Raw genomic sequence first — 24686 nt, forward strand, 5'->3', positions numbered from 1 at the left:
GTCCGCCGTACCGGTGGGCGAGCCGGTGTCCGGTCAGCTGACAGCCAGCAGGCCGTTGTCCTGCAGGGTGAGCCGGCCGGCGTCGACCACGGGTGCCAGCGCGGCCTCGAGCAGCGGCGTCAGGGAGGGCGTGCGGCGGCGGTAGCCGAAGACCTCCGTCGTCCGCAGGAACAGCTCCTCCTGGCTCATCCCGGCGCTGGCACGGCACAGCGCGACCATCGCGTTGCCGATCTCCTCCGGCGCGACGTGCTCCAGCGGCCGGTCGGCGCTGGCCGCCTGGCGGCGGAAGTACGCCCAGTTCGACCGGTCCAGGGTCTCGGGCCACACGAAGTCGCCGACGTGGACCGACGGCGGCAGCAGCGCGAGCAGCGCGTCGCGGCGGGCCTCGCTGACCCGGGAGAGCCCGAACGCGCTCGCGGTCAGCCGGGCCAGCCGGTCGCGGTGGACCGGCCCCTCGGCCTTGAGACCGGCGGTGAGCACCCGCTTGACGGTGCGCGCGATCCGGGCGTCGGCGAGCTGGTCGAGCACCTTGCGGTCCCCGGCGGTCTTGGGCTCCCACGGGATGAAGGGCATCTCGCTGTCCAGCGGCGCCGCGGCGGGCACCTTCCGCGGCGCCCGCCGGGCGGGCCGGGCCGGCGGCGCGACCTCGGCCGTCTCCGCCACGGGGGCCGGGGCCGGCAGCGGCTCGATCACCGCCGGCGCCGCGGCGCGCAGCGGCGGCAGCTGATCTGCGGGGGGAGCGGCCGGCGCGGGGACGACGGAAGCCACCTCGACGGCCGGCTCGGGGTCCGCGGGTTCGTCGGCGGCCGGCGCGGGGTCCGTGGGCTCGTCGGCGGCCGGTGTGGCCACACAGGCCGGTTCCTCGGGCGCCGCCGGTTCCTCGGGCGCCGCCGGGGTGGGGGTGGGAGCGGGGACGGCGTCCACCGCCGCCACCAGCCGGTCGAGGACCGCGGCGCGGTCGCGCAGCCAGGTCGGCAGCCAGACCCGCTCCACCGCCGGCCAGCGCAGCATCCCGGCCAGCACGTCGACCGGCAGCCCGTCCCGGTCGCCGACGGTCCGCCGGCGGGCCCAGGCGGGACCGTCGAGCAGCACCGCCATCACCGGCGCGTCCGGGGCGTCGGCGCGGGCGACCGACAGGTCGACCCGGAACTCCGAGAGCCCCACGTCGGTGCGCACCACCAGCCCGCGCGACCGCAGCGCGGCCGCGATCTCCTCGCGGTGCCGGTCCGGGACGGCGACCGGGCGGGCGTCGCGCGGCAGTGCGTCGGTGCCCAGCGCCGCCAGGTCCAGGTAGGCGCGCAGGTGCTTGATGCCCACCGACGCGGTCTGCTCGGCGCGCAGCTGCGCGGGGTCGAACGAGGAGAACACGACCACCTGGCGCCGGGCGCGGGTGACGGCGACGTTGAGCCGCCGCTCGCCGCCGACCCGGTTGAGCGGGCCGAAGTTCAGCGGCAGGAACCCGCGGTCGTTGACGCTGAACCCGGTCGAGAACAGGACGACGTCCCGCTCGTCGCCCTGCACGTTCTCCAGGTTCTTGACGAACAGCCCCTCGCCGTCGGTGCGGTCCAGCGCCTCGACCAGCCGCTCGTCGCCGGCGTCGCGCAGCAGCCCCTCGATGTAGGTCCGCTGCTGGGCGTTGAAGGTGACCACGCCGATCGACGGCAGCTCGCACGGCGAGGCCTCGAAGCGGCGGCGGACCTCCGCGACCACCGCCTTGGCCTCCATCGGGTTGGTGCGCAGCAGCCGCCCGGCGCCGGAGCGGTGGAAGGTGCCGTTGACCCGCACCAGCGAGATGCCCCGCCCGTCGACGTCGGCCGACGGCCGCCCGTGGGTCGGCGCCGGGAACGAGGAGAGCCGGTTCTCGTAGTAGTTGGCGTTGCTGAACGCGATCAGCGACTCGTCCTGGCTGCGGTAGTGCCACGACAGCCACTGCCGCGGCACCCGGGCCTGCACGCACTCGGAGAGGATCGACTCCTCGTCCTCCACCGCGGTGCCCAGCAGCTCGATCAGGTCGTCCTCGGCCGACCCGGAGGACGGCTCGGCGAAGGACGTCGGCGGCATCTGCCGGCTGTCGCCGACGACGACGGCGGCCTTCGCCCGGCCGAGCGCGCCGACCGCGTCGGCCACCCGGATCTGCGAGGCCTCGTCGAACACCACGAGGTCGAACAGGCCGGCCTCGGCGGGGAAGAACCGGGCGACGGAGTCCGGGCTGACCAGCACGCACGGCATGACCGCGGTGACCAGCTCGCCGTACTGCGCCAGCAGCCCGCGCACGCCCAGCCCGCGGCGGGACTTGGCCAGCTCCCGCTGCAGCGCGCCGACCTGCCCGTTGCCGCTCTGCGCGTCGAACGGCCGCGCGGCGAGCACCGCGCCCGGCACCGCCGTCCGCAGGTGCTCGCGAACCGCGCGGGAGGCGGCGGTGAACCGGTGGATCGCCTTCTCGTGCGCCTGCGCGTCGAACGCCTCCAGGCCGCTGGCGTCGCGCCGCTCGGTCACCGAGGACAGCGCCACGCCGTGCTCGAACGCGCGGACGGCGTCGTCGGCGGGCAGCTCGCCGCTCCGCAGCAGCGCCCGCGCCTCGTGCAGCCCGGCCGCGCGCAGCGGCTCCAGGGTGTCGATGAAGTCCGCCCACCGGCGCAGCGACATCAGCCCGGTGTGCTCCACCCCGCGCTCGGGGCGGGTCATCTGCCAGCGCAGCACCAGCCCGTCGTCCCCGGACCAGTCGGCCAGCCGCCGGTCGTCGCTGCCGACCACCTGCAGCAGCGCCGCGACGGCGTCCCGCAGCCGGGCGACGGCCGCGGCGGCCGCACCGTCCGGGCCCGGGCCGGCCACGACGTAGCGGCGCAGCGCGACGGCGAACTCGCTGGCGCTGTCGGTGGCGGCGCCGGCCGTGCGCAGCCACGCGACCTGCCCGTCGAGCAGGGCCGGCTCGACCAGCGGGTTCCACGCCGGCGGGACGGCCAGGCCCGGGATGACCGCCGCCCGGGCCACCAGCGCCTGCGCCGCCTGCTGCACGTGCCAGAGCGACGCGGTGAGCTGCGGGACGTCCGCGAGCGGGACCTTCACACCCTCCCGCAGCACCGGGGCGAGCTGCTCGCGGACCGCCTTGAGCCCCTTCCGGCGGGTGAACCAGCGCCCGGCCTGCGCGGTCTGGGCGGCGACGTACAGCTCCGCCAGCGGCAGCTCCAGCGCCGCCGGGGTGGCCAGCTCCAGGCCGGGGTGCACGGCGGCCGCGAACGCGGCGACCTCGCCGAGCAGCGCCGTCGTCGCCGCCGTCCACCGCTCGGTGGGCACCTCGTCGAGCACGTCGAGGCTCGTCACCGGGCCGGCGAGCAGGTGGGCGAGGGCGTCGAGGTCGCCCGGCGTGCGCACCTCGCGCAGCGCGCGGGCCAGGTGCGGCTCGGTGGGCAGGTCGCGGATCGCCGCGTCCACGGCGGCCGCGGCCTGCTGCGCGGCGAGCAGGTCGACCTGCGCGGTGTCGACGAACGCCCACGCGTGCCGGGGGGAGGGGCGCACCAGGTCGGCGATGTCGGGCAGCAGCGCCAGCGCCCGGCGCACCGCGGTCATCGTCTCGGCGGTGGCCGCCGCGACGAACACCGACGGCAGCGGCAGCGTCGGGGTGTCCTCCCGCGCCGAGAGCACCGCCGTCCGCGCCGAGTAGAACGACAGCCCGGCCGCGTTCTCCGCGTGCAGCCGGTCGGCGTAGCGGGCCAGGGTGCGGCGGGCCGCGCGGAGGTCCACGCTGTCGGCGGCCAGGCCCTGCTCGTCGACGGCGACCGCGTGCTCCAGCGCCGCCTTGATCTGCGCCCGCACCACCGGGGTCTTGCTGCCCTTGTCGTGCAGGTCGAGGGCGAACGGGCCCATGCCGACGGCGTCCAGCCGGCGGGCGACGACGTCCAGGGCCGCCCGCTTCTCGGCGACGAACAGCACCCGCTTGCCGTCGGCGACCGCGCGGGTGAGCAGGTTGGTGATGGTCTGCGACTTGCCGGTGCCGGGCGGGCCCTCGAGCACGAAGGTGCGCCCGGCGGCGGCCTCGGCGACCGCGCGCAGCTGCGAGGCGTCGGCGGGCACCGGGCACTGCGCGGCCAGCTCGTCCAGGTCGACCCGGCCGGCGGTGTCCGGCGCCGGGTCGGCGAAGGCCTCGGTCGGCCGGTGCACCAGGTGGGCGACGAGCGGGTTGGCCGCGAAGTCGGCCCAGTGCTCGTCGAGGTCCTTCCAGAGCCGGTACTTGGCGAACTGCAGGACGGCGAGGTCGGCGGTCGGCTCGACCCGGTAGGGGAGGCCGGCGTCGGCCAGGGCCTGGCGCGTGGCCTGCAGCGCGCGGTCGAGGTCGATGCCGGCGCCGTCCTCGGCGGGCTCGGCCAGCCCCGGCACGGTCAGCCCGTGCAGCTGGCGCAGCTTCTCCAGCAGGCAGTAGTTCGGGGTGCTGGTGCCGGTGTCGTCGAGGGCGAGCCGGTAGACGCCGTTGCGGCTGGTCGGGGTGAGCGTCACCGGGACGAGCACCAGCGGGGAGCGCAGCGGCCGGCCGTCGAGCTCCCACGCCAGGCTGCCCAGCGCGAGGTAGAGGTTGTTGGCGCCGGTCTCCTCGCGCACCGTCTTGGCCTTGTAGGCGAGGTTGCGCAGCCGGGGCAGGTAGCCGCCCTCGGTGACGTCGGCGTGCACCGACCGCCGCTCGACCAGCAGCTCGGCGAGCTGGTCGGCGGGCAGCTCCCGCGCCGAGCGCAGCCCCCGCTCGTGCTGGACGGCGGCGATCCGGTCGGCCGGGAGCAGCGAGATCGCCGTCCCGTTGTGCAGCAGGTTCTCCAGGGTGGCCAGGTGCGCGGCGGGGACGGCCAGCGGCAGCCCGCCGCGCTCGGTGTAGTTGATCAGCCGGTTGCGCAGCGACAGGTCCAGCAGGCTGTTCTTCCACTGCTGGATCCGCGCCGGGGCCTCCGGCCGGCCGCCGGCCACCGGCGGCACGGGCACCCGCTCGACCGGCTTCGCGGCGACGCTGTGCACCGCCGGCCGGTACTCGAACACCTGCACCACGCCGTCGCGCCCGCGGGTGCGGGCCGGCAGCGGCACGATGCCGTCGCGCCGCGCGCGGTGGACGTCGGTGACGCCGAGGACCCGGTCGAGGTCGCCGGCCAGCCAGGCGGAGTAGGCGGCCTGGTGCAGATCGGCGTCCGCGGCCGGCGCCCGGCTGGTCAGCAGCGTCGTCTCGACCAGGCGGACCAGGCCGAGGTCGACCAGGTTGACCAGCGGCGCGACGTCGGTGGTGGCGGCGCTCTCCGCGCCGCGCTCCTCGCGCCAGTAGCCGAGGAAGGCGTGCCCCTCGGCCAGCCACAGCAGCGGCCGGATGCCGGCCTGCTCCAGCGCGGCGGCGAGGGTGACGACGGTGTCCAGGCAGGTGCCGACCCGGCCGTCGAGGACGTCGCCGGGGTTGCGCACCTTCTGCCCGACGTCGGCCCAGCTGGCCGGCGGCTCGCTGTAGCGGATCTCCCGGCGCCGCATCGCCTCCACCAGCGCGGCGACGATCTCGTCGACCCGCTCCGGCCCGGACTGGTAGCCCTGCACCGACGCGCTGCCGGTGCGCTCCTCCAGCAGCGTGCTGGCCTCGCCGATCAGCGCGGTGATGGCCGGGTGGTTGGGCAGCACGTGGGCGGCGAGCATCTCCAGCGCCAGCGGGATCGGCGCGGCCAGCCACTGGTTGGCCGCCAGCACCTGCACCGGGACGGCGGTGCCGCCGACGTCCTCGCCGTCCACGAGCAGGTCGATCTCGATCGAGCCGGGGCGCTGCTCCTCGATCTGCAGCATCGCCGCGGGGTCCATGACCAGCCCGACGTCGCTGAGCACCGTCGTCTGGCCGGCGTCGAGATCGACCAGCAGCTCCACGGGGGTGCCGATCGGCCCCTCGGCGTCGCGGACGCCCAGCCGGACCGTCGCCGCGCGCACCGCGCCGCCGTGGTTGGTGAAGGCCAGCCGGGAGACGACCGGCACCCGGTTGTGCGCCAGGGCGTAGCTGAGGACCGGGGTCGACGTCGCCTGGATCGCCACGGCCGGCCGGTCGGCGGTCTCGGTGGGCCGGAGGTCCGTGGTGCTCATGGCGACGTGTCTACCGGTCCGGACGGACCGGTCCGGACAGGCGCGGGGCGCGTCTGGGGCGGGTGTGGCGGGAGCGTCCGGACGGGTGGTGATTTCCGTCCCGGACACCGCTCGGAGGGTCACGGAGCGATGCCGAGGCGCCGAACGGGAGTGCTCCGGCCGCGGCCGGACGACGAGGGTGCCCGGACCGCGCGTCGGGGACTGGCCGGGTGCCTTAACACAACGGCAACCAAGAACTTTCAGCGGGTTTACGCCAACCCCTTCCAATGTCGTACTTCACAGCGCTACCTTCTGCTCTCCCAGATCCGGGATCCTGGATCCAAGACGCAAACGTGCAGGTCAGTGACCTAGACGCGGAGGTAGCGCGTGCCCAGAACAGCGGAAATCGCCGGTGCGGGGCTGTCCGGTCTCGTGCTCGCCACGAGGCTGGCTCAGCTCGGGTGGAAGGTGCGGCTGCACGAGCGCAACCCGGAGTTGCGGATGTTCGGTGCGGGCATCTGGATCTGGGAGAGCGGCCTGCGGACGCTGGAGACCATCGGCGCCTTCGACCAGGCGACGGCCAAGGCCCGGAGCATCGCCGAGTGGCGGATCGCCGACCGCAACGGCGGCGTCCTCATGTCCCGGCGCACGACTCCGGACGACCGGCTGCTCCTCCCGCCGCGGGCCGACCTCTATGAGGCCCTGATCACCCAGGCCGAGCACTTCGGCGTGCAGATCGAGACCTCGTCCCTCGCGGTGGGGGCCTCGCCGGAGGGCCGCCTGCAGATGGAGAACGGCAAGGAGTACTCGGCGGATCTCGTGGTCGCCGCGGACGGCGCCTACTCCCGGCTGCGCGAGTCGATCTTCTCCACCGCCTGGATGGACTTCGGCACCGAGGCCGGCATCCGGATGATGATCGAGCGCGACGAGGGTGACCCCGAGGACACCATCATCGAGTACTGGCACGGTAGGCGTCGGCTGCTGTACAACCCCTGCACCGACGGTCAGGACTACATCTTCCTGAGCGCTCCGGTGTCCGACGAGCGGGCGAGCCGGATGCCCGTCGACCGCGACCTGTGGCGGACGCAGTTCCCCGCCGCTGCCCACCTCGTCGACCGGTTCGCCGAGGCCAGCCGCTGGGACCGCCTGGTCAACGTCCGCTGCCGCTACTGGTCCAAGGGGCACGTCGCAGTCATCGGCGACGCCGCCCATGCCATGCCCCCGAACCTCGGCCAGGCCGCCAACACCGCCTTCATCAACGCGATGGCGCTGGCCATGACCCTCGAGCGCGAGAAGGACGTCCCCACGGCCCTGGGCCGGTGGGAGCGCGAGAACCGCGCGCTCACCGACCACGTGCAGTGGTGGTCCTACCTCTACGGGTTCGTCGTGGCGAAGGTCCCCGAGCGGATGGACGGCGTGCGTGCCCGTCTGCTGCGTTCGGTGTCCGGCAGCCGGCCCTTCCAGAACGGCCTGAACAAGGGGGCCCGGCACGTGCCCGCCGGCGCCCGCACCACGTCCCTGACCCCCGCCTGATCCCGTGATCCGACCCCGTGCCGCGCGCACGGACCTGGAGGCTGCCTCGTGAAGTACGTGTCGTTCCTCGGCGACGCCGGTCCCGGCGTCGGGGTGGTGCTCGGCGACCACGTGTTCCCCGTTCCCCACGGGTACGCGGTCAGCTCCGACGGCGCCCCCATGGGGCTCCTCGAGCTGATCCAGCGGGGGACGCCGGGCTCCGTGCCCTGCTCGACCACGCCCCTCCCGCTGGCCGACGTCCGGCTGCTGGCGCCCATCCCGCGGCCGCCCCGCAACGTGATCTGCGTCGGCCAGAACTACCACCAGCACTCGCTGGAGTTCGACGCCTCCGGGTACAACTCCACGCCCAGCAACGGCGTGCCCGACCGCCCCGTCGTCTTCACCAAGGCGCCCAGCTCGGTCATCGGCCCGGGCGAGGTCATCCCGCTGCACGACAACCTGACCACCGAGCTGGACTACGAGGCCGAGCTCGGCGTGATCATCGGCAAGGGCGGGCGCGGCATCCCCGCCGAGGAGGCGCTCAGCCACGTCTGGGGCTACACGATCATCAACGACGTGACGGCCCGCGACGTCCAGCGCGACCACCGCCAGTGGTTCCTCGGCAAGTCGCTGGACGGCGCCTGCCCCATGGGGCCGTTCGCGGTCACCGCCGACGAGGTGGACCTCACCGATCTGCTCGTCGAGACCCGGATCAACGGGGAGCTGCGGCAGAGCGCGAAGACCGCCGACCTGATCTTCGACGTCCCCACGCTCATCGCCACGATCAGCGCCGGCATGACCCTGGAACCCGGTGACGTGATCGCCACGGGCACGCCTGCGGGTGTCGGCATCGGTTTCGACCCCCCGCGGTTCCTGAGCGCAGGCGACACTGTCGAGGTCAGCATCACCGGGCTGGGTACGTTGATCAACACGGTCGGGGGCCCGCCGCAGACCGGCGAGGGAGAGCCCGCATGAGCACTGACCCCACGGCCGCCGGCGCGCTGGCCGGGTTCTCCCCGATCCAGCGCGGCACGATCCGCGACGCGACCCGGGACGCCCTGCGCGATCTGATCATCAGCGGCGGCGTGGAGGTCGACACCCCGCTGCGCCAGGACGAGCTCGCCGCCCGGATGGGCATCAGCCGCACCCCGCTGCGGGAGGCCCTGCACGCGCTGGCCAGCGAGGGCCTGGTCACCTTCGACGCCCACCGCGGTGCCGTGGTCACCCGGCCGTCGGTGCAGCAGCTGCTCGACCTCTACGAGATCCGGGAGCAGCTGGAGGTGCTGGCCGGCCGCAAGGTCGTCGCCGGCACCACGGACGCCCACATCGCGGCCGTGCAGGAGCTGCACGACTCGATGGACGGCCTCACCGACCCGGTGGCGTGGGCCCAGCTCAACCAGCAGTTCCACGCGACGCTCTACGCGCCGTGCGAGAACCGGGAACTGATCACCCTCATCAACACGCTCTCGGCCCGGGCCAAGTTCTACGTCCGCATCCTCGTCTCCACCGGACCCTCCGCCGCGGTCGCGCACGACGAACACGGGGAGATGCTCGCCGCGCTCACCCAGCGCGATCCCGACGCGATGGAAGCGGCGATCCGCTCCCACCTGCACCGCACCGCAGCACAGGTCGCCCCCACCCTCGAGTCCGACGGCGGCTGAGCCCCCAGCCTTCCCGCACCACCTCCACGACACGCCTCCGCCCGGCCCCCGCGCCGGCGCGATCAGGGCGTGTCGGGGTCCCGCACACCCTTCGACAGCCAGGAGAGGAGTCCCCGTGTACGAGGACTGGACCCTGATCACCGGCGGCACGGTCATCGACGCCACCGGCGCCGACCCCCGGCCGAACACCGACGTCGTCCTGCACGGCAACACCATCATCGCCGTCGGGGAGGACACCACCGGCATCCAGATGCCGCCCAAGGAGAAGATGCGGCGGATCGACGCCACCGGGCGCACGGTCATGCCCGGCCTGATCGACGTGCACTGCCACATGACCTACGGCGAGGCCCGGTACGAGGAGGAGATCGACCTCTACACCAGCGCGGAGATGCGCACCCTGATCGCGGCGGCCAACGCCCGCAAGGTGCTCCGGGCCGGCATCACCAGCATCTCCCAGCCCGGCGGCAGCTACTACATCGGCGTCGGGATCCGCGAAGGCATCAACGCCGGACTGGTCCAGGGCCCTCGGATGAGCGCCGCCGGCCGGTACCTCACCACCAGCAACGGTCTCACCGACTGGTACCCGGACTCGGTCGGCGTGCCCGACGGCAACATCGGCACGCTGACCAACACCGTGGACCAGATGAAGGTGGAGATCCGCCACCAGGTCAAGAACGGTGTCGACCTGATCAAGCTCGCCGACAGCCCCTACGGCGACTTCCAGGCCTTCACCAACGACGAGATGAAGGCCGTGGCCGACCTGGTCCACCAGCTCGGCAAGAAGGTCACCATCCACGCCCGCGGCCCGGGCGAGGTGCGCGCCGCGGCCGACGCCGGCTTCGACTGGATCATGCACGGCAACGTGATGACCGACGAGGGCATCGAGAAGATGCTCGAGAACGACGTCACGCTGGTCCCCACGCTGCTGCTGCTGGCCAACCTGGCCGACTGGCCCGAGCTCACCGGCGCCCCGTACGGCCAGTACCACGGCTGCCGGCGGATGCTCGAGAAGAGCGTCGACAGCCTGCACCGGGCGCACGAGGCCGGCGTCACGTTCGCCATGGGCACCGACTCCGGCTTCGCCATCACCCCCTACGGCGAGTGGCACGCCCGGGAGCTGGAGCTGCTGCAGGTCTACGCCGGCCTGTCGAACATGGAGGCGATCGTCGCTGCCACCGCCAACGGCGCGAAGATGCTCAACCTCGAGGGCACGCTCGGCAAGCTGCTGCCCGGTTACCTCGCCGACGTCATCGTGGTGAAGGGCAACCCGGCGGAGAACCTGCACGTCCTGGTCGACAAGCGCAACGTCGAGATCGTCATCAAGGACGGCGTCGTGCAGACGTTCCCCGACGACCTCGACATGGTCCGGTACCACAACGACCGCGACCCGCTGATCTACAGCCAGACCGAGCTGACCTACGACATGGTCACCGGCGACAACCCGGAGAAGCCCTACAGCGTGCTGCCGTGGTCGATGGCCGACGGCGTCGAGATCGCCCACGAGATCGACCGCGGCCAGAAGGCCCTCGCCACGGAGGACCTGGTCCCGGAGGACGGCGCCGTCCACGACTGACCCCCCGCACCCACCCCCGATGCCGGCCCGCGCCGCGCGTCGATCCCCCACCTGTCCGCACGTCGTGAGGAGACACCACCCGTGACTGTCCACCTGCACCGCAAGCCCAAGGGCCTCGGCGAGCCGCTCGGCCGCTACTCGCACGTCGGCGTGGTCGCCGACGGCGACCCGGTCTTCATCGCCGGCCAGGTCGGCATGGCCGAGGACGGCCAGCTCTACGGCGACGGCAGCTTCGCCGACCAGGTCCGGGGCGCCTACGCCAACCTCGGCACCGCCCTGGCCGCTGTCGGGGGCACGTTCGCCGACATCGTGAAGATGACCACCTACCTGGTGGGTGGCGGTACCCACCTGCCGGAGTTCATGAGCGTCCGCGGTGAGGTCTTCGCCGAGATCTACCCCGACGGTGGCTACCCGCCGAACACGCTGCTGTTCGTCGAGCGCCTGGTCGAGGAGCCGCTGCTCATCGAGATCGAGGCCGTCGCCGCCGTCCCCGGCGCCGCCCAGGTGGCGGTGGACGATGCCTGAGGTGACCGTCAACGGCCACACCACCACCTGGTGGGAGGCCGGCAGCGGTGAACCCCTGCTGCTGATCATGGGCACGGGGATGAGCGGCCGGGCCTGGGCGCACGAGGTCGAGCACCTGTCGCAGCAGTACCGCTGCATCACCTACGACATGCGGGGCGTCGGCACCGCCGACTGCCCCGACTCGGACTACACGCCGGCGCTGCTGGCCGAGGACGCCGTCGCGCTGCTGGACGCCCTGGGCATCGAGTCCGCGCATGTCATGGGCTTCAGCCTCGGTTCCTGCACCGCGCAGGAGATGGTGCTCAACCACCCTGAGCGGGTCCGCTCGGTGGTGCTGCTGTCCACCTGGAGCCGGACCGCAGACGAGAACCACGTCCGCCGGCACTACGAGTCCCGCCGCTACGCGCTCCAGCACGGCCCGCTCGACGTCTTCTCCAAGTTCGCCTTCTGGATGTGGTCGCCGACCCTGCTGGAGGAGGAGCACGAGCGGATCACCACGCTGGAGGCCGAGCTGCGCGGGTGGACCGGCTCGAAGGACGTCTCCGGGTTCATCGGCCACTTCACCGCAGACCTTGCGCACGACGCCATCGACCGGCTGCCCTCGATCGACACGCCGGTGCTGGTCGTCCACGGTGACGAGGACCGGATCACCCTGCCCCGGTACAACCGGCGGGTCGCCGCGGCCATCCCGGGCGCGGAGTACGTGGAGATCCCGCGCGCCGGTCACCTGGCCTTCCTCGAGCAGCCGGCCGCGCTGAACAAGGCCGTCGAGGAGTTCCTCAGCAGGTCGGCGGGCTGAGCGCCATGACCGCGACCACGGGTGCGCCGCGCTTCGGCGTGCGTGCCGCCGTCCACGACTACTCCGGGGTCGTCGTGCTCCGCGAGGTCGACTTCGAGTTGCGCGGCGGGGAGATCCACGCGCTGCTCGGGGAGAACGGCTCGGGGAAGAGCACGCTGATCAAGGTGCTCACCGGAGCCGTGCGGCCGACCGGTGGCACGCTCCTCCTCGACGGCGAGCCCGTCCACTTCGCCACGCCGCAGCAGGCGCAGGCGGCCGGGGTCGCGGTCGTGCACCAGAACTACAACCTCTTCCCCGATCTCTCGGTCGAGAAGACCCTGCTGGCCAGCGCCGCGGACGTCCCGCGGCGGGCCAGCAGGCTCGGCGCCGTCGACCACCGGTCCTGGCGGCGGCAGGTGCAGGAGCTGCTGCACCGTCTCGGGGTCGATCTCGACCCCCGGGCTCTGGTCGGGGCGCTCGGCCCGGCCGAGCGCAAGTTCGTCGAGATCGCGCGGGCGATGGTGACCGAGCCGCGCTTCCTGATCCTCGACGAGCCCACCGCCTCCCTGGAGCCGGCCGCCGCCGATCGGGTGCTCGCGCTCATGCGCACGCTGCGCGGTCACGGCGTCGGGCTCGCCTTCGTCTCGCACCGGCTGGACGAGGTGGCGGCCACCGCCGACCGGGTGACCGTGCTGCGGGACGGGCAACGGGTCGCCGAGCGCGCCAGCGCGGGGCTGACCACCGCCGAGATGGCCCGCCTCATGGTGGGCGACCGGCCGCAGGAGTCGGTGCGGCCGGACACCTCGACGGTGCGCTCGGAAGTGCTGCTGCGGATGCACGACGTCCGCTGCTCCGACGACGGCGACGCCTTCGACATCGACGTGCACGCCGGGGAGATCCTGGCGGTCACCGGGCTGGTCGGCTCGGGCGCGGCGACCTTCGTGTCCATGGTCGGCGGGGACGTCCCGCTGCGCGGCCGGGCGGAGGTCGACGGCCACGAGGTGCGGCTGCGGACCGCGCGGGACGCCCAGGCCCAGGGGATCGGCTTCATCCCCGAGGACCGCAAGGCCCGTGGCCTGGTGCTCGAGCACTCGTGCGCGGTGAACATCTCGCTCGCGTCGCTCGGCCGGGTGTCCACCGCAGGTCGGGTGTCCCGGCGCCGGCTCCTGCGCCGCGCCGAGGAGTACCGGAACCGGTTGGACATCCGGATGCCCTCGCTCGGCGCGCCGGCGTCGGCGCTGTCGGGCGGCAACCAGCAGAAGGTGCTGGTCGCCAAGTGGCTCGCCTCCGGCGTCCGGCTGATCGCGGTCGAGGAGCCCACCCAGGGCGTCGACATCGGTGGACGGGCGCAGATCCACGACCTGCTGCGGGAGTTCACCGCCGCGGGCGGTGCCGTGGTGCTCTTCTCCACCGACGTCCGCGAGGTGCTCGCCCTCGCCGACCGGGTGGCGGTGTTCCGGCACGGGTGCCTGTCCCGCGTCCACGCCTTCGACGATCTCGACCAGGCGCGGCTCACCGCGCTGACCGCGGGGGAGGACGACTCGTCCGCGGCCCTCGGGTTGCGGGCGGACGGCGCCGTCCCGTCCTCCGCCGCCCCGCTGTCGACCCCGATCCCGTCCTCCCGCCCGACCGTCCGGATGGAGAGCTCCCGATGACCGCGATGCGTGAACGCCCGGCTCGCAGCGACCCGACGGGGGAGCGGACCCCCCGGCCCCAGGTGCGGGTCCGCGGCGCCCTGTTCGACCGGCTGTTCGTGCCGGCCGTGCTGGTGACCCTCGTCGTCTACCTGTCGGCCACCAACGACGCCTTCTTCTCCCGGATCAACGTCACCAACGTGCTGATGCAGGCGTCGATCCTGGCGATCGTCGCCTTCGGTGCGACCTTCGTGATCATGGCCGGGCAACTCGACCTCTCCATGGGCACCGGTTCGGCGTTGATCAGCGTCATCGGAGCGACGGTGATGGTCGACACCGGATCGGTCCTGCTGGGCCTGGGCGCCTGCCTGCTCGCGGGGCTGCTGCTGGGCCTGGTCAACGGCGTCGTGGTCACGGCCCTGCACGTGCCCTCGTTCATCGCCACGCTGGGCACGATGATCATCTGCGGGGGCATCGCCCTGGCGATGACCAACGGCGGCGTGGTCAGCGGCCTGCCGGCGGGCTTCCGCGAGATCGCCACGCTCCGCCTGCTCGGCCTGCCGGTCCTGGTCTGGGGGACCGCCGCGATCTTCCTGCTGCTGTGGTGGCTGCAGCGGCAGACGGTCTTCGGTTACCAGGTGCTCGCCGTGGGCGGCAACGCCGAGGCGGCCCGCCTGTCGGGCATCTCCCTGGGCCGGGTGCGACTGCTGGTGTTCGTCCTGGCCGGAGTGGCCACCGCGCTGGCGGCGATCGCGCTGCTGGTCCGCGTGCAGTCCGGGCAGCCCAACGCCAACGGCACGCTCGCGCTCGAGGCCATCGCAGCGGTCGTCGTCGGCGGCACCAGCCTCAACGGGGGTCGCGGTTCGGTCGTGCGGACGCTCTGGGGCGTGCTGCTGATCGCCGTCCTGCGCAACGGCCTGGACCTCAGCGGCATCAGCGAGGACTACAAGCAGGTCGTCCTCGGCACGGTGTTCATCCTCGCCGCGTCGGTGGACTTCCTGCGGCGCCGCCTGGTCCGCCGGCGGGTGACCCCGTCGAGCGCCGGTCCGACCCTCTCCTCCCCGGGGGCGCCGGACACGACGCCGGGCCAGGTGCCTGCAGCCACCGGAACCGTCCCACCGTCGTCAGCCGCCGCGCCGGCGCGCTGACCCCAGCCCGCGCCTGGCTCGCTCCGCCGCGCGCGTCCGCAGGTCCCCGCCTGCCCGTACCGCCCCGGTCAAGGACACCGCCGTCCCCCCGGCCGGTGTCCACCACCCCTCCAGGAGGCATCCGTGCGCACCCGATCCCTGCTCCTCCCGCGTTCCTCGTCTGCCCACCCCCTCGACTCCCGCTCCCGGCGCGGTGTCGGAGCCGTCGCCGCCGCGGGTCTGGCCCTGTCACTCGCGGCCTGCTCCGGCGGCGGTGGGGAGGCATCGGCCGGTGGCGGCGACGACCCGATGACCGTCGAGGTGAACGTCTACTCGCGGTCGCTGCCCTACTTCCAGGACTTCGTCGCGGGTGCCCAGGAGCGTGCCGAGGCGGAGGGCGTCACGCTGAACGTCACCTACGGCGAGACCGACCCGCAACTGCAGTACGACCAGGTGCAGAACGCACTGACCAAGTCGCCGGACGGCGTGATCGTGGTCCCGGTCGACCCGGCCGCCCTGGTCCCGGTGTTCCAGCAGGCGTCGGACGGTGGGCTCCCCGTGCTCACGGCGGTCAACGACATCGAGGAGGACGGGTGGCCGTACGTCGTCGGCCACGTCGGCAAGGAGTACTTCGAGGTCGGCCGGGAGAAGGCGCAGTACATCGTCGACGCCCTCGGCGGGCAGGGCACGGTGGCCATGATCCACGGCATCCGCGGCCTGCTCTTCAGCGAGCTGCAGGGGCAGGGGGCGATGGAGGTCTTCGCCGAGAACCCCGGCATCACCGTCATCGACGGTCCCTACACCGGTGAGTTCAGCTCCGACGCCGGCCTGGCGGCCGCGGAGAACGTGCTGACCGCCAACCCGGACGTCGACGCCCTCTACTTCGACAACGACGACATCGCTCTGGGTGGGGTCCTCGCCGCCCAGCAGCGGGGGATCGCGATGGAGGACATCGTGATCATCGGCACCGACGGCGGCGAGCCGGCCCGGCAGGCGGTGGCCAACGGTGAACTCGACATGACGATCACCCTCTGCGGGGTCGCCACCGGCAAGCTGGCGATGGACACCCTCGTGGCCTTCGTCCGCGACGGGCAGAAGCCCGACGAGCGGTTCGTCGACGTGCCCAGCCAGCTGATCACCACGGAGAGCTACGAGGACGTCGAGGCGCTCATCGCCGCCGGCGACTGCTGACCGCGCCACGGCCCCGGTCCGGCCAGCGCGGCCGGACCGGGGCCGGTTCCTCCCGAACCACCATCCCCACCAGGAGCCCACATGTCAGACGCCCGCCCGTTCACCTCCGGTCGTGACCAGGTCATCAGCTATCCGGTCACCGCGGCCGGGATCCGCACCCGTGTCGTGGAGTCCACCGGCGGCGGGGAGCCCCTCGTCTGCCTGCACGGTGCCGGCTCCCGGGCCGACCGGTTCGTCCCGGCGATCCCGAGTCTGGTGGCTGCCGGCTACCGCGTCTTCGCCGTCGACTTCCCCGGCCACGGGCTCGCCGACAAGGGACCGGGACCGGACTACACCGCGGCCGGGTTCGCCGCCTTCATCGCCGGCGTCCTGGACGAGCTGGGCCTCTCCGGCGTCACCGTCGCCGGCACCTCGCTGGGGGCCCACGTGGCCGCACACCTGGCCCTCGACCGGCCGGACCTGGTCTCGTCGCTGGTGCTCATCGGCGCCATCGGGCTGGCCCCGCTGCCCGAGGAGAACATGGTCCCGCGCGAGGTCCTGGCCGATGCCAGCGACGCCGGCGTGCGCCGCAAGCTCGACCTGCTGGTGGCCGACCCGGCCATGGTGACCGACGCCTGGGTGCGGGAGGAGTCGATGATCAACTCCTCGCTCGGTGCCCGGGAGTCGTTGACCGCGGTCGCCGACTTCCTGCTCGGCCCCTGCAACGACGACCTGGTCGTCGACGCGCTGCAGGCGGCAGGGCTCGCCGAGCGGGTGCTGCTGGTGTGGGGCGAGGACGACCGCTGGACGCCCCTGGCGATGGGCCGGGCCGCGCACGCGGCCCTGCCCGGGTCGGACCTGGCCGTGATGACGGGCTGCGGGCACGCCCCGTACTTCGAGGACCCCGACCGCTTCGCCGAGATCATGACCGGCCGGCGGCGCTTCCCGGCGTGACGCTCCCCCGACGAGCGGTCGGCATCCTGTGAAGGAGTGACCGGAGGCCGGTCGCCGGAGGGCTGGCCCTGGGCCGGGGGGCGGGGCCGGACGCCATGGTGCTCACGCGGTCGAGGACAGAGCGCAGGGAGGGCCGACGCCGCCGCGCGGTGGTGGGAGCGGATGGGACGCAGGGGGCGGATCGTCGCCGGATCGATGCCGGCCGCCCGCGTGTGCGGGGCTGGTCGCCGTCGGGGATCAGCGAGGCTGCGGACGACCGAGTACTCGCACCACCCTTCCACGGAGCAGCAATGACCCACCCCACCCCGGGTAGCGACCCGTCCGGACTGCCTGCCGACCCGTCGCAGCCCGCGCCCACGCCGGGCGCCTGGCCCCCGCCGCAGCCGGGCGCCTGGCCTCCGCCGCAGCAGGGCGCATGGGCTCCGCAGCCGGCGGGTGCCCCGGCGGAGGGCGCCCCCGCGCCGAAGCGGGCGAAGAAGTGGCTGCGGGTGGCCGTCCCGGTGGTGGTGGCCGGCGTCGTCGGGACCGGTGTGCTCGGCAACGCCCTCGGCCTGGGCGATCCCGAGGTGGGCGACTGCGTGCAGATGCAGGGCACCACGGACTTCGAGGTCGTCGACTGCGGATCGGCGGAGGCCGAGTACCGCATCGTCGGCATCGAGGACGAGGAGCAGACCTACCCCGACTTCATGGCCGACGTGGACACCTGCGCCGACTTCCCCGCGACGGAGGCCGCGCTGTGGATCGGTGGCATGGAGACCGAGCCCGGCACGGTCTTCTGCGCCGAGCCGCACTGAGCCGACCGGTACGCAGGCGGGTCCTCGTCCCGCGTCCGCACATGACGGTTCCTTGACGGCTCGTCCCATCGGGAGCGCTGCGGGCCCGCTCGCGCTCCGGTGCTGCCAGGGTCGGCCCCGTCCGTGCAACCGAGGAGCGGAGGTCGACCGTGTCGTGTGGCCAGTGCGGTGCCGAGCAGCAGCGTGGACGGTTCTGCGTCCGGTGCGGCCGGCGGCTGCCGTTCGTCGTCCTGGCGACGACGACGGTCCGGCTGCCACCCCGCAGGATCCCCACCCCGCGCCCGCCGGTCGAGGGAGGCCTGGCCCCCGCCTGATCCGGGCGACGTGCCAGGGTGGTGCACGTGCCTGGCATTCCCCTGATCCGGCGGGCGCTGCTCGTGACCCTCGCGCTCCCGGTCCTGATGGCCTGCGGGGGAGCGCCGGACACCGAGCAGGCCGCCCGCCAGGCCTGCGTCGACGCGGTCGGCGGGCGGGCCACCGAGTCCACCTTCGACGACGGCACCGCGACGGTGCTCGGCTTCGACGAGGGCGGCCGCGCCTGGACCTGCCACGCGCGCTGGTCCGACGGCGACTGGACGGCGGCGATCCGCCCCGGCCACCCCTGACCGCCGGGAGCCCTCGGCCCTCGGGAGCCCTCAGCCCCGGAAGCGCTGCTCCAGCTCCTGCACCTCGGGCAGGCCGACGAGGTCGGTGAACTCCTCGAACGCCGGCAGCCCGTCGAGCGGGGGGACGCCGTCGGCCCTCAGCCCGGCCAGCAGTGCGCGGATCCCCGCGGTCGCGGCCAGCAGCGTGCCGATCGGGTAGATCACCAGCGAGAAGCCGAGCTCGGTCATCCGCTCCAGCGACAGCGGGGGAGTGCGCCCGCCCTCGGCCCAGTTGAACACCAGCGGCGCGACGCCGGAGAGCTCCTTCGCGATCCGCTCGATGTCGGCCTCCGACGTCGGGGCCTCCACGAACAGCACGTCGGCGCCGGCGTCGGCGTACCGGCGGGCCCGGCGCAGGGCCTCGTCCACGCCGTGGGTGGCCACCGCGTCGGTGCGGGCGATGAGCACCAGGTCGGGGTCGCGCCGGGCGGCCACCGCCGCGCGCACCTTGCCGGCCATCTCCTCGGCGCCGATCAGCGCCTTGCCGCTCATGTGCCCGCACTTCTTGGGCATCACCTGGTCCTCGAGCTGGATGCCGGCGATCCCGGCCTGCTCGTAGATCTGCACCGTGCGGACGACGTTGAGCGCGTTGCCGTAGCCGGTGTCGGCGTCGGCGATCACCGGGACGTCCACCGCGGCGGCGATCCGCCGGGCGTTGTCGGCCATCTCCGCGCCGGTGAGCAGCCCGACGTCGGGCCGGCCGATCAGCGAGGCCGTCGTCCCGAAGCCGGTCATGTAGACCGCGTCGAAGCCGGCCTGCTCGACCAGCCGGGCCGAGAGCGCGTCGTAGGCGCCCGGCGCGAGCAGCGGCGCGGGGGCGGCCAGCAGCTCCCGCAGCCGGGCCCGCGGAGCGCGGTCGTTTCCCAGCAGGTTCCCCACGACGCCCCCTCCTTGTATGCAGTCATCCGAAAGGTACGCAGAACCGTTGCCGTACGAAATGCGCGCCCCCTAGGTTTGCACACAATCTCCGAGGGGGTGTGACGGCTGACACGTGCGATGACGTCCGCGGAACGGGCGGTGTCCACGCTCCGGGACCTGATCATGGGCGGGGAGCTGACCCCCGGCGCGCGGCTCGGTGAGGTCGAGCTCGCCGAGCGGCTCGGGGTCAGCCGCACGCCGGTCCGCGAGGCGCTGTCCCGGCTGGCCGCCGAGGGCCTGGTCGAGGTGGTGCCCAACCGCGGCGCCCGGGTGGTCACCTGGACCGTGGCCGAGCTCGAGGGCGTCTTCGACCTGCGCTCCAGCCTCGAGCCGCAGCTGACCGCCCACGCCGTCCCCCATGCCACGCCCGCCGACGTCGACGCGCTCGAGGACCTCGCGCGGCGGATGCTCGCCGTCGGCAGCCCCGGGCCGGGGCAGGACCTCGACGCGCTGGTCCCGCTCAACCGCGCCTTCCACGACCGGCTGGTCGCCCTCGCCGCGCACCCCACCCTGGCCACCGCGCTCGCCGCCGCGATCCACCCGCCGATCGTGCGGCGGAACTTCCTCACCTACGACGAGGCGTCGCTGCGCCGCAGCCTGGCCCACCACCTGGAGATCGTCGCGGCCATGCGCGCCGGCGACCCCGACTGGGCCCGCGCCGTCATGACCTCGCACATCGCCAACGCCCGGGCCGTGATGGTCCGCGCCGCCCGCCAGCGGAGCGCACACCCCCGAGAAGAGGAGACCACATGAGCTACCGGCTCGGAGTCGACGTCGGCGGCACCTTCACCGACGTCCTGCTGGTCGACGAGGACAGCGGGGCCACCTGGCGGGCCAAGACCGCCTCCACCCCCGCCGACCAGGCCGTCGGCGTCCTGCACGGCATCGAGAAGGTGTGCACCGAGGCCGGTATCGGGCTCGCCGAGGTCGCCTCGGTGCTGCACGGCACCACGGTGGCCACCAACGCGATCCTCGAGGGCAAGGGCGCCACCGTCGGGCTGGTCACCACGCAGGGCTTCCGCCAGGTCCTGCAGATCGCCCGCTCCTTCGTGCCCGGCGGGCTGGCCGGCTGGATCATCTGGCCCAAGCCCCAGCCGCTGGCCGACCTGGAGAACACCGTCGAGGTCGACGAGCGGATCGCCAGCGACGGCTCGGTGGTCCGGCCGCTGGACGAGGCCGACGTCCGCGCCCAGCTGGCCCGGATGGCCGGCCGCGGTATCCAGGCGCTCGCGGTCTCCCTGATCAACTCCTTCGCCGACCCCGCGCACGAGAAGCGAGTCGCGGCGATCGCCGCCGAGGTGCTGCCCGGCGTGCCGGTGTCGCTCTCCTCCGACGTGCTGCCCGAGCTGCGCGAGTACGAGCGCACGCTGACCACGGTGGCCAACGGCTACGTCCAGCCCCGGGTGCAGGGCTACGTGCAGCACCTCTCCGGCGGGCTGCGCGAGGGTGGCGTGGCCGGCGAGCTGTCCATCCTGCGCAGCGACGGCGGGCTGCAGTCGCCCGACGCCGCGGTGGGCGCGCCGGTCACGATGCTGCTCTCCGGCCCGGCCGGCGGGGTCACCGGCGCGGTGTGGGTCGCCGAGCAGTGCGGCTACCGCGACCTGATCACCTTCGACATGGGCGGCACCTCCACCGACGTCGCCCTCGTCCGCGACCTGTCGCCGCGGATCGGGCGGGAGACCAGGGTCGGTGACCTGACCGTGCGGGCCTCCAGCGTCGACGTCCGCACCGTCGGCGCCGGCGGCGGGTCGATCGCGCACGTGCCCGAGCTGACCCGCGCGCTGCGGGTCGGCCCGCAGTCGGCCGGCGCCGATCCGGGCCCGGCCGCCTACGGCAAGGGCGGGGTCGAGCCCACGGTCACCGACGCCGACGTCGTCCTCGGCTACCTGCCCTCGGCGCTGGCCGGCGGCGAGATCACCCTGGACGTCGAGGCCGCCCGCGCCGCCGTCGGCAAGGTGGCCGAGGCGATGGGGCTGGCCTCCCCGGAGGCGGCGGCCGCCGGCATCGTCGACATCGTCAACGAGAACATGCTCGGCGGCCTGCGGTTGGTCTCGGTGCAGCAGGGGTTCGACCCGCGCGACTTCGCGCTCGTCGCCTTCGGCGGCGCCGGCCCGCTGCACGCCAACGCGCTGGGCCGGCTCACCGGCGCGTGGCCGGTCATCGTGCCGCCGTCCCCCGGGGTGCTCTGCGCGCTCGGGGACGCGACCACCAGCCGGCGCGACGAGTCCGCCCGCACCGTGCTGCGCCGCTTCGGCCAGCTGACCGGCGCCGAGCTGGGGCTGATCCTGCGCGACCTCGCCGACGAGGCCGGCGAGCGGCTGGCCGGGCAGGGCCTGGCCCGTGCCGAGCAGACGGTCGGCTTCCAGGTCGACGTCCGCTACCACGGGCAGGGCTTCGAGATCCCGGTCGACGTCGATCCGGCCTGGCTCGACGGCGACGGCGGGGCGGGTGGGGGCGGTACAGACGCGCTCGCCGAGCTGGGGAAGGCCTTCGACGCCGAGCACGACCGGCTGTTCTCCTTCCTCCTCGACGTCGACCACGAGCTGGTCAACGCCCGCGCCACGGTCACCGGCCCGCGCCCGGACGTCGCACCGGTGCGCCTCGAGGCGGGGGACGGCGACCCGAAGGCGGCGCTGGTCACCGAGCACCCGATCCACGTCGGCGGCGAACAGGTGAGCGCGGCCGTCTACGACCGGGCCGGGCTGCGCGCCGGCGACGTGGTGCCCGGCCCCGCGATCGTCACCGAGATGGACTCCACGACCCTCGTCCTGCCCGGGCACGCCGCCACCGTGCACCCCTCGGGCAGCCTGCTCATCAACCCGGTGGAGGGCTGATCACATGGCACGGATCATCGAGACCGCGACCGGCGCCGTCGAGCGGGTCGACGTCGACCCGGTGACCCTCGACCTCATCGAGAACGGGCTGCGCAACGCCCGCTACGAGATGGACGAGGTGCTCTTCCGCACCGCGCTGTCCCCGGGCATCCGCGAGCAGCACGACGAGTTCCCGCTGATCGGCGACCCCGGCGGGAGGATGGTCGTCGGCCAGTTCGGCCTGTCCATCCCCGACTTCCTCGACGGCTTCGACGACACCGTCGAGGAGGGCGACGTCCTGCTGACCAGCGACCCCTACGCCTGCGGGGCGGCGATCAGCCACGCCAACGACTGGCTGCTGGTCCTGCCGGTCTTCCACGAGGGCCGGGTGGTGGGCTGGGCGTCGATGTTCGGGCACATGTCCGACGTGGGCGGCAAGACGCCGTCGTCCATGCCCACCGACGCGCGGACCATCTACGAGGAGGGCGTGGTCATCCCGCCCTTCAAGCTCTACCGCCGGGGTGAGCTGAATGCCGACGCGCTGCGGATCATCCTCAACCAGGTCCGCATGCCCGACTGGAACCGCGCCGACCTCAACGGCTTGGTCGCCGCCTGCCGCACCGCCGCCCGGCGGGTGGTGGAGATGTGCGAGCGGTTCGGCACGGCGACCTACCTCTCCGCGCTCGACGCGCTGCTGCAGCGCAACTACGACGCGATGAGGGTGCTGCTGCAGACGGTGTTCGAGGAGGGCCGCACGCTCGCGTTCACCGACTACATCTGCGACGACGGCGTCGGCAACGGTCCCTACGAGCTGAAGCTGTCGCTGACCCGCACCGGCGAGAAGGTGCACCTGGACTTCACCGGCTCCTCGCCGCAGGCGGCCGGGCCGATCAACTACTACATCAACGAGAACCTGACCCGGATGTTCTTCGGGATCTACATGATCACCGTCGCCGACCCGCAGATCCTGTGGAACGACGGGTTCTACCCGCTCGTCGACGTCACCATCCCGGACGGCTCGTACTGGAAGCCGGCGCACCCGGCCGCCCTCAACGGCCGCAACCACGGCATCGGGCGGGTGTTCGACCTGTTCGGGGGGCTGCTCGGGCAGACCAACCCGGCGCTGCTCAACGCCGCCGGGTTCTCCTCCTCGCCGCACTTCATGTACTCCGGGCACTACTCCGGCGGCGAGCGGAAGGGGGAGTGGTTCCAGCTGTACTCGATCGGCTTCGGCGGCATCCCCGGCCGGCCGCTCGGCGACGGCCCGGACGGGCACTCGCTGTGGCCGAGCTTCGTCAACATCCCCTGCGAGTACCTGGAGTCCTACTACCCGCTGCGGATCGAGCGGTGGGAGACGATCGCCGACACCGGCGGGCCCGGCCTGCACCGCGGTGGCAACGGCGTCGACGTCGCCTACGTGTTCGAGGAGCCCGGCGAGATCGCCATCCACGACGACCGCTGGCTGACCTACCCGTGGGGTGTCAACGGCGGCCTGCCCGGCGCGCGCGGGCGCAAGTGGATCGACCGCGCCGACGGCACCCGGCAGATGCTGCCGTCCAAGTGCCACGGGGTGCCGGTGGCGGCGGGCGACGTCCTGCACTTCGTCACCTGGGGCGGCGGCGGGTGGGGCGACCCGCTGGAGCGTGACCCGGAGCTGGTGGCCACCGAGGTCCGGCGCGGCCTGGTGACCCAGGAGGGCGCCCGCCGGTACGGGGTGATCGTCTGCGACGGCGGCGAGGTCGACGCGCAGGCGAGCGAGACGCTGCGCGACCAGCTGCGGGCCGACCGGCCGACGCCGCTGCCGGTGTTCGACATGGGCCCGCCGGTCGAGGAGCTGCTGGCCCGCTGCGAGGAGGAGACCGGCCTGCCCGCGCCGAAGCGCCCGGCGTGGGCGGGATGAGCGTCCTCCGGCCGCACGGGTCGGCGTTCTCCGGCCGGCTCGGCTGGGGCCGCGCACCCGCGGTCGTGGTCGTCGACCTGGTGCGCGCCTACACCGACCGGGACGGGCCGTTCGGCCTGCCCGACCCGGAGCCGGCGGTGGCGGCCACCCAGCTGCTGGTGGACGCCGCGCGGGCGGACGGGCACCCGGTCGTGTGGACCGTGGTCCGCTACGCCCCCGGGCTGGCCGACGCCGGGCTGTTCGTGCACAAGGTGCCTGCGCTGGCCTGCTTCGGCGAGGACGCGCCCGGCCACTGGGGCGAGCTGACCCTGAAACCCGGGGCGGGAGAGCCGGTGGTGGTCAAGCAGTACGCCTCGGCGTTCTTCGGGACGACGCTGGCCTCCACCCTGCACGGGCTGGGTGTGGACACCCTGGTCGTCGCCGGCGTCTCGACGTCGGGGTGCGTGCGGGCCACCGCGACGGACGCCCTGAACTACGGCTTCCGGCCGCAGGTGGTGCGGCAGGCCTGCGCCGACCGGACACCGGCGCTGCACGACAGCAACCTCGCCGACCTCGACGCCAAGTACGCCGACGTGGTGGACCTGCCCGAGGCGCTCGCCCACCTCTGAGACAGTGGGCGG

The 24686-nt window shown here is 73.6% G+C and carries 18 protein-coding genes; 16 read left to right on the top strand and 2 right to left on the bottom strand.

Features of this window, described 5'->3' with window-relative positions; genetic code table 11:
• Positions 1 to 33: 33 nt before the first annotated feature.
• Positions 34 to 6084, bottom strand: a complete 6051-nt coding sequence (locus tag BMZ50_RS16295) for a DUF4011 domain-containing protein (protein WP_091326592.1) — start codon at positions 6082 to 6084, stop codon at positions 34 to 36.
• Between the two features lie 366 nt (positions 6085 to 6450).
• Here BMZ50_RS16295 and BMZ50_RS16300 point away from each other — a divergent pair, with 366 nt between their 5' ends.
• From BMZ50_RS16300 to BMZ50_RS16355, 12 genes are all read left to right on the top strand, one after another.
• Positions 6451 to 7596: an FAD-dependent oxidoreductase gene (locus BMZ50_RS16300; protein WP_091326594.1), complete on the top strand. Its 1146-nt coding sequence runs from the start codon at positions 6451 to 6453 to the stop codon at positions 7594 to 7596.
• Between the two features lie 48 nt (positions 7597 to 7644).
• Positions 7645 to 8550, top strand: coding sequence for a fumarylacetoacetate hydrolase family protein (locus BMZ50_RS16305; RefSeq protein ID WP_218146299.1), 906 nt, complete (start codon positions 7645 to 7647; stop codon positions 8548 to 8550).
• The gene (locus BMZ50_RS16310; RefSeq protein WP_091326596.1) at positions 8547 to 9236 is read left to right on the top strand and encodes a GntR family transcriptional regulator; all 690 of its coding nucleotides are present in this window, start codon (positions 8547 to 8549) and stop codon (positions 9234 to 9236) included. The genes BMZ50_RS16305 and BMZ50_RS16310 overlap by 4 nt, the downstream gene beginning before the upstream one ends.
• A 115-nt stretch (positions 9237 to 9351) precedes the next feature.
• Positions 9352 to 10809, top strand: coding sequence for a metal-dependent hydrolase family protein (locus tag BMZ50_RS16315; RefSeq protein WP_091326598.1), 1458 nt, complete (start codon positions 9352 to 9354; stop codon positions 10807 to 10809).
• An 81-nt stretch (positions 10810 to 10890) separates the two neighbouring features.
• Positions 10891 to 11334 carry a RidA family protein gene (locus BMZ50_RS16320; protein WP_177212837.1) on the top strand — a complete coding sequence of 148 codons (444 nt, stop codon included), beginning with the start codon at positions 10891 to 10893 and terminating at the stop codon, positions 11332 to 11334.
• Entirely contained in the window at positions 11327 to 12133 is an 807-nt protein-coding gene (locus BMZ50_RS16325) for an alpha/beta fold hydrolase (protein ID WP_091326602.1), read from the top strand. Before BMZ50_RS16320 ends, BMZ50_RS16325 begins: the two co-directional genes overlap by 8 nt.
• 5 nt (positions 12134 to 12138) lie before the next feature.
• Positions 12139 to 13767: a sugar ABC transporter ATP-binding protein gene (locus BMZ50_RS16330; protein ID WP_091326604.1), complete on the top strand. Its 1629-nt coding sequence runs from the start codon at positions 12139 to 12141 to the stop codon at positions 13765 to 13767.
• Positions 13764 to 14894 (top strand): ABC transporter permease, encoded by a 1131-nt coding sequence (locus BMZ50_RS16335; protein WP_091326606.1) that lies wholly within the window; start codon positions 13764 to 13766, stop codon positions 14892 to 14894. The genes BMZ50_RS16330 and BMZ50_RS16335 overlap by 4 nt, the downstream gene beginning before the upstream one ends.
• 123 nt (positions 14895 to 15017) lie before the next feature.
• On the top strand, positions 15018 to 16064 hold the full coding sequence (locus BMZ50_RS16340) for a sugar ABC transporter substrate-binding protein (protein ID WP_091326608.1): 1047 nt from the start codon (positions 15018 to 15020) through the stop codon (positions 16062 to 16064).
• 81 nt (positions 16065 to 16145) lie between these two features.
• Positions 16146 to 16997, top strand: coding sequence for an alpha/beta fold hydrolase (locus BMZ50_RS16345; protein ID WP_091326611.1), 852 nt, complete (start codon positions 16146 to 16148; stop codon positions 16995 to 16997).
• Between the two features lie 290 nt (positions 16998 to 17287).
• Positions 17288 to 17791, top strand: a complete 504-nt coding sequence (locus BMZ50_RS16350; protein ID WP_091326614.1) for an LppU/SCO3897 family protein — start codon at positions 17288 to 17290, stop codon at positions 17789 to 17791.
• A 341-nt stretch (positions 17792 to 18132) separates the two neighbouring features.
• Positions 18133 to 18396, top strand: a complete 264-nt coding sequence (locus BMZ50_RS16355) for a hypothetical protein (protein ID WP_143087202.1) — start codon at positions 18133 to 18135, stop codon at positions 18394 to 18396.
• 30 nt (positions 18397 to 18426) lie between these two features.
• Here the strand turns inward: BMZ50_RS16355 and BMZ50_RS16360 are convergent, their stop codons facing one another.
• Positions 18427 to 19314, bottom strand: coding sequence for an isocitrate lyase/PEP mutase family protein (locus tag BMZ50_RS16360; protein WP_091326618.1), 888 nt, complete (start codon positions 19312 to 19314; stop codon positions 18427 to 18429).
• 138 nt (positions 19315 to 19452) lie between these two features.
• Here BMZ50_RS16360 and BMZ50_RS16365 point away from each other — a divergent pair, with 138 nt between their 5' ends.
• Genes BMZ50_RS16365 through BMZ50_RS16380 form a run of 4 tightly spaced genes read left to right on the top strand, consistent with a single transcriptional unit; the run spans position 19453 to position 24674 of the window.
• The gene (locus BMZ50_RS16365) at positions 19453 to 20106 is read left to right on the top strand and encodes a GntR family transcriptional regulator (RefSeq protein ID WP_281245443.1); all 654 of its coding nucleotides are present in this window, start codon (positions 19453 to 19455) and stop codon (positions 20104 to 20106) included.
• Positions 20103 to 22187, top strand: coding sequence for a hydantoinase/oxoprolinase family protein (locus tag BMZ50_RS16370; RefSeq protein WP_091326623.1), 2085 nt, complete (start codon positions 20103 to 20105; stop codon positions 22185 to 22187). The genes BMZ50_RS16365 and BMZ50_RS16370 overlap by 4 nt, the downstream gene beginning before the upstream one ends.
• Before the next feature lie 4 nt (positions 22188 to 22191).
• Positions 22192 to 24066 carry a hydantoinase B/oxoprolinase family protein gene (locus tag BMZ50_RS16375; RefSeq protein WP_091326625.1) on the top strand — a complete coding sequence of 625 codons (1875 nt, stop codon included), beginning with the start codon at positions 22192 to 22194 and terminating at the stop codon, positions 24064 to 24066.
• Complete coding sequence (locus tag BMZ50_RS16380; RefSeq protein WP_091326750.1) at positions 24063 to 24674, top strand: isochorismatase family protein; 612 nt, start codon at positions 24063 to 24065, stop codon at positions 24672 to 24674. Before BMZ50_RS16375 ends, BMZ50_RS16380 begins: the two co-directional genes overlap by 4 nt.
• The last annotated feature ends 12 nt before the right edge of the window (positions 24675 to 24686 follow it).

The sequence above is a fragment of the Geodermatophilus ruber genome, from assembly GCF_900114385.1.
GTDB lineage: Bacteria > Actinomycetota > Actinomycetes > Mycobacteriales > Geodermatophilaceae > Geodermatophilus > Geodermatophilus ruber.

Bases quoted from the DNA above. Each gene is read 5' to 3' on its own strand.
- BMZ50_RS16295 (WP_091326592.1), bottom strand. From the start codon at position 6,084: ATGAGCACCACGGACCTCCGGCCCACCGAGACCGCCGACCGGCCGGCC.
- BMZ50_RS16310 (WP_091326596.1), top strand. From the start codon at position 8,547: ATGAGCACTGACCCCACGGCCGCCGGCGCGCTGGCCGGGTTCTCCCCG.
- BMZ50_RS16325 (WP_091326602.1), top strand. From the start codon at position 11,327: ATGCCTGAGGTGACCGTCAACGGCCACACCACCACCTGGTGGGAGGCC.
- BMZ50_RS16330 (WP_091326604.1), top strand. From the start codon at position 12,139: ATGACCGCGACCACGGGTGCGCCGCGCTTCGGCGTGCGTGCCGCCGTC.
- BMZ50_RS16335 (WP_091326606.1), top strand. From the start codon at position 13,764: ATGACCGCGATGCGTGAACGCCCGGCTCGCAGCGACCCGACGGGGGAG.
- BMZ50_RS16345 (WP_091326611.1), top strand. From the start codon at position 16,146: ATGTCAGACGCCCGCCCGTTCACCTCCGGTCGTGACCAGGTCATCAGC.
- BMZ50_RS16350 (WP_091326614.1), top strand. From the start codon at position 17,288: ATGACCCACCCCACCCCGGGTAGCGACCCGTCCGGACTGCCTGCCGAC.
- BMZ50_RS16370 (WP_091326623.1), top strand. From the start codon at position 20,103: ATGAGCTACCGGCTCGGAGTCGACGTCGGCGGCACCTTCACCGACGTC.
- BMZ50_RS16375 (WP_091326625.1), top strand. From the start codon at position 22,192: ATGGCACGGATCATCGAGACCGCGACCGGCGCCGTCGAGCGGGTCGAC.
- BMZ50_RS16380 (WP_091326750.1), top strand. From the start codon at position 24,063: ATGAGCGTCCTCCGGCCGCACGGGTCGGCGTTCTCCGGCCGGCTCGGC.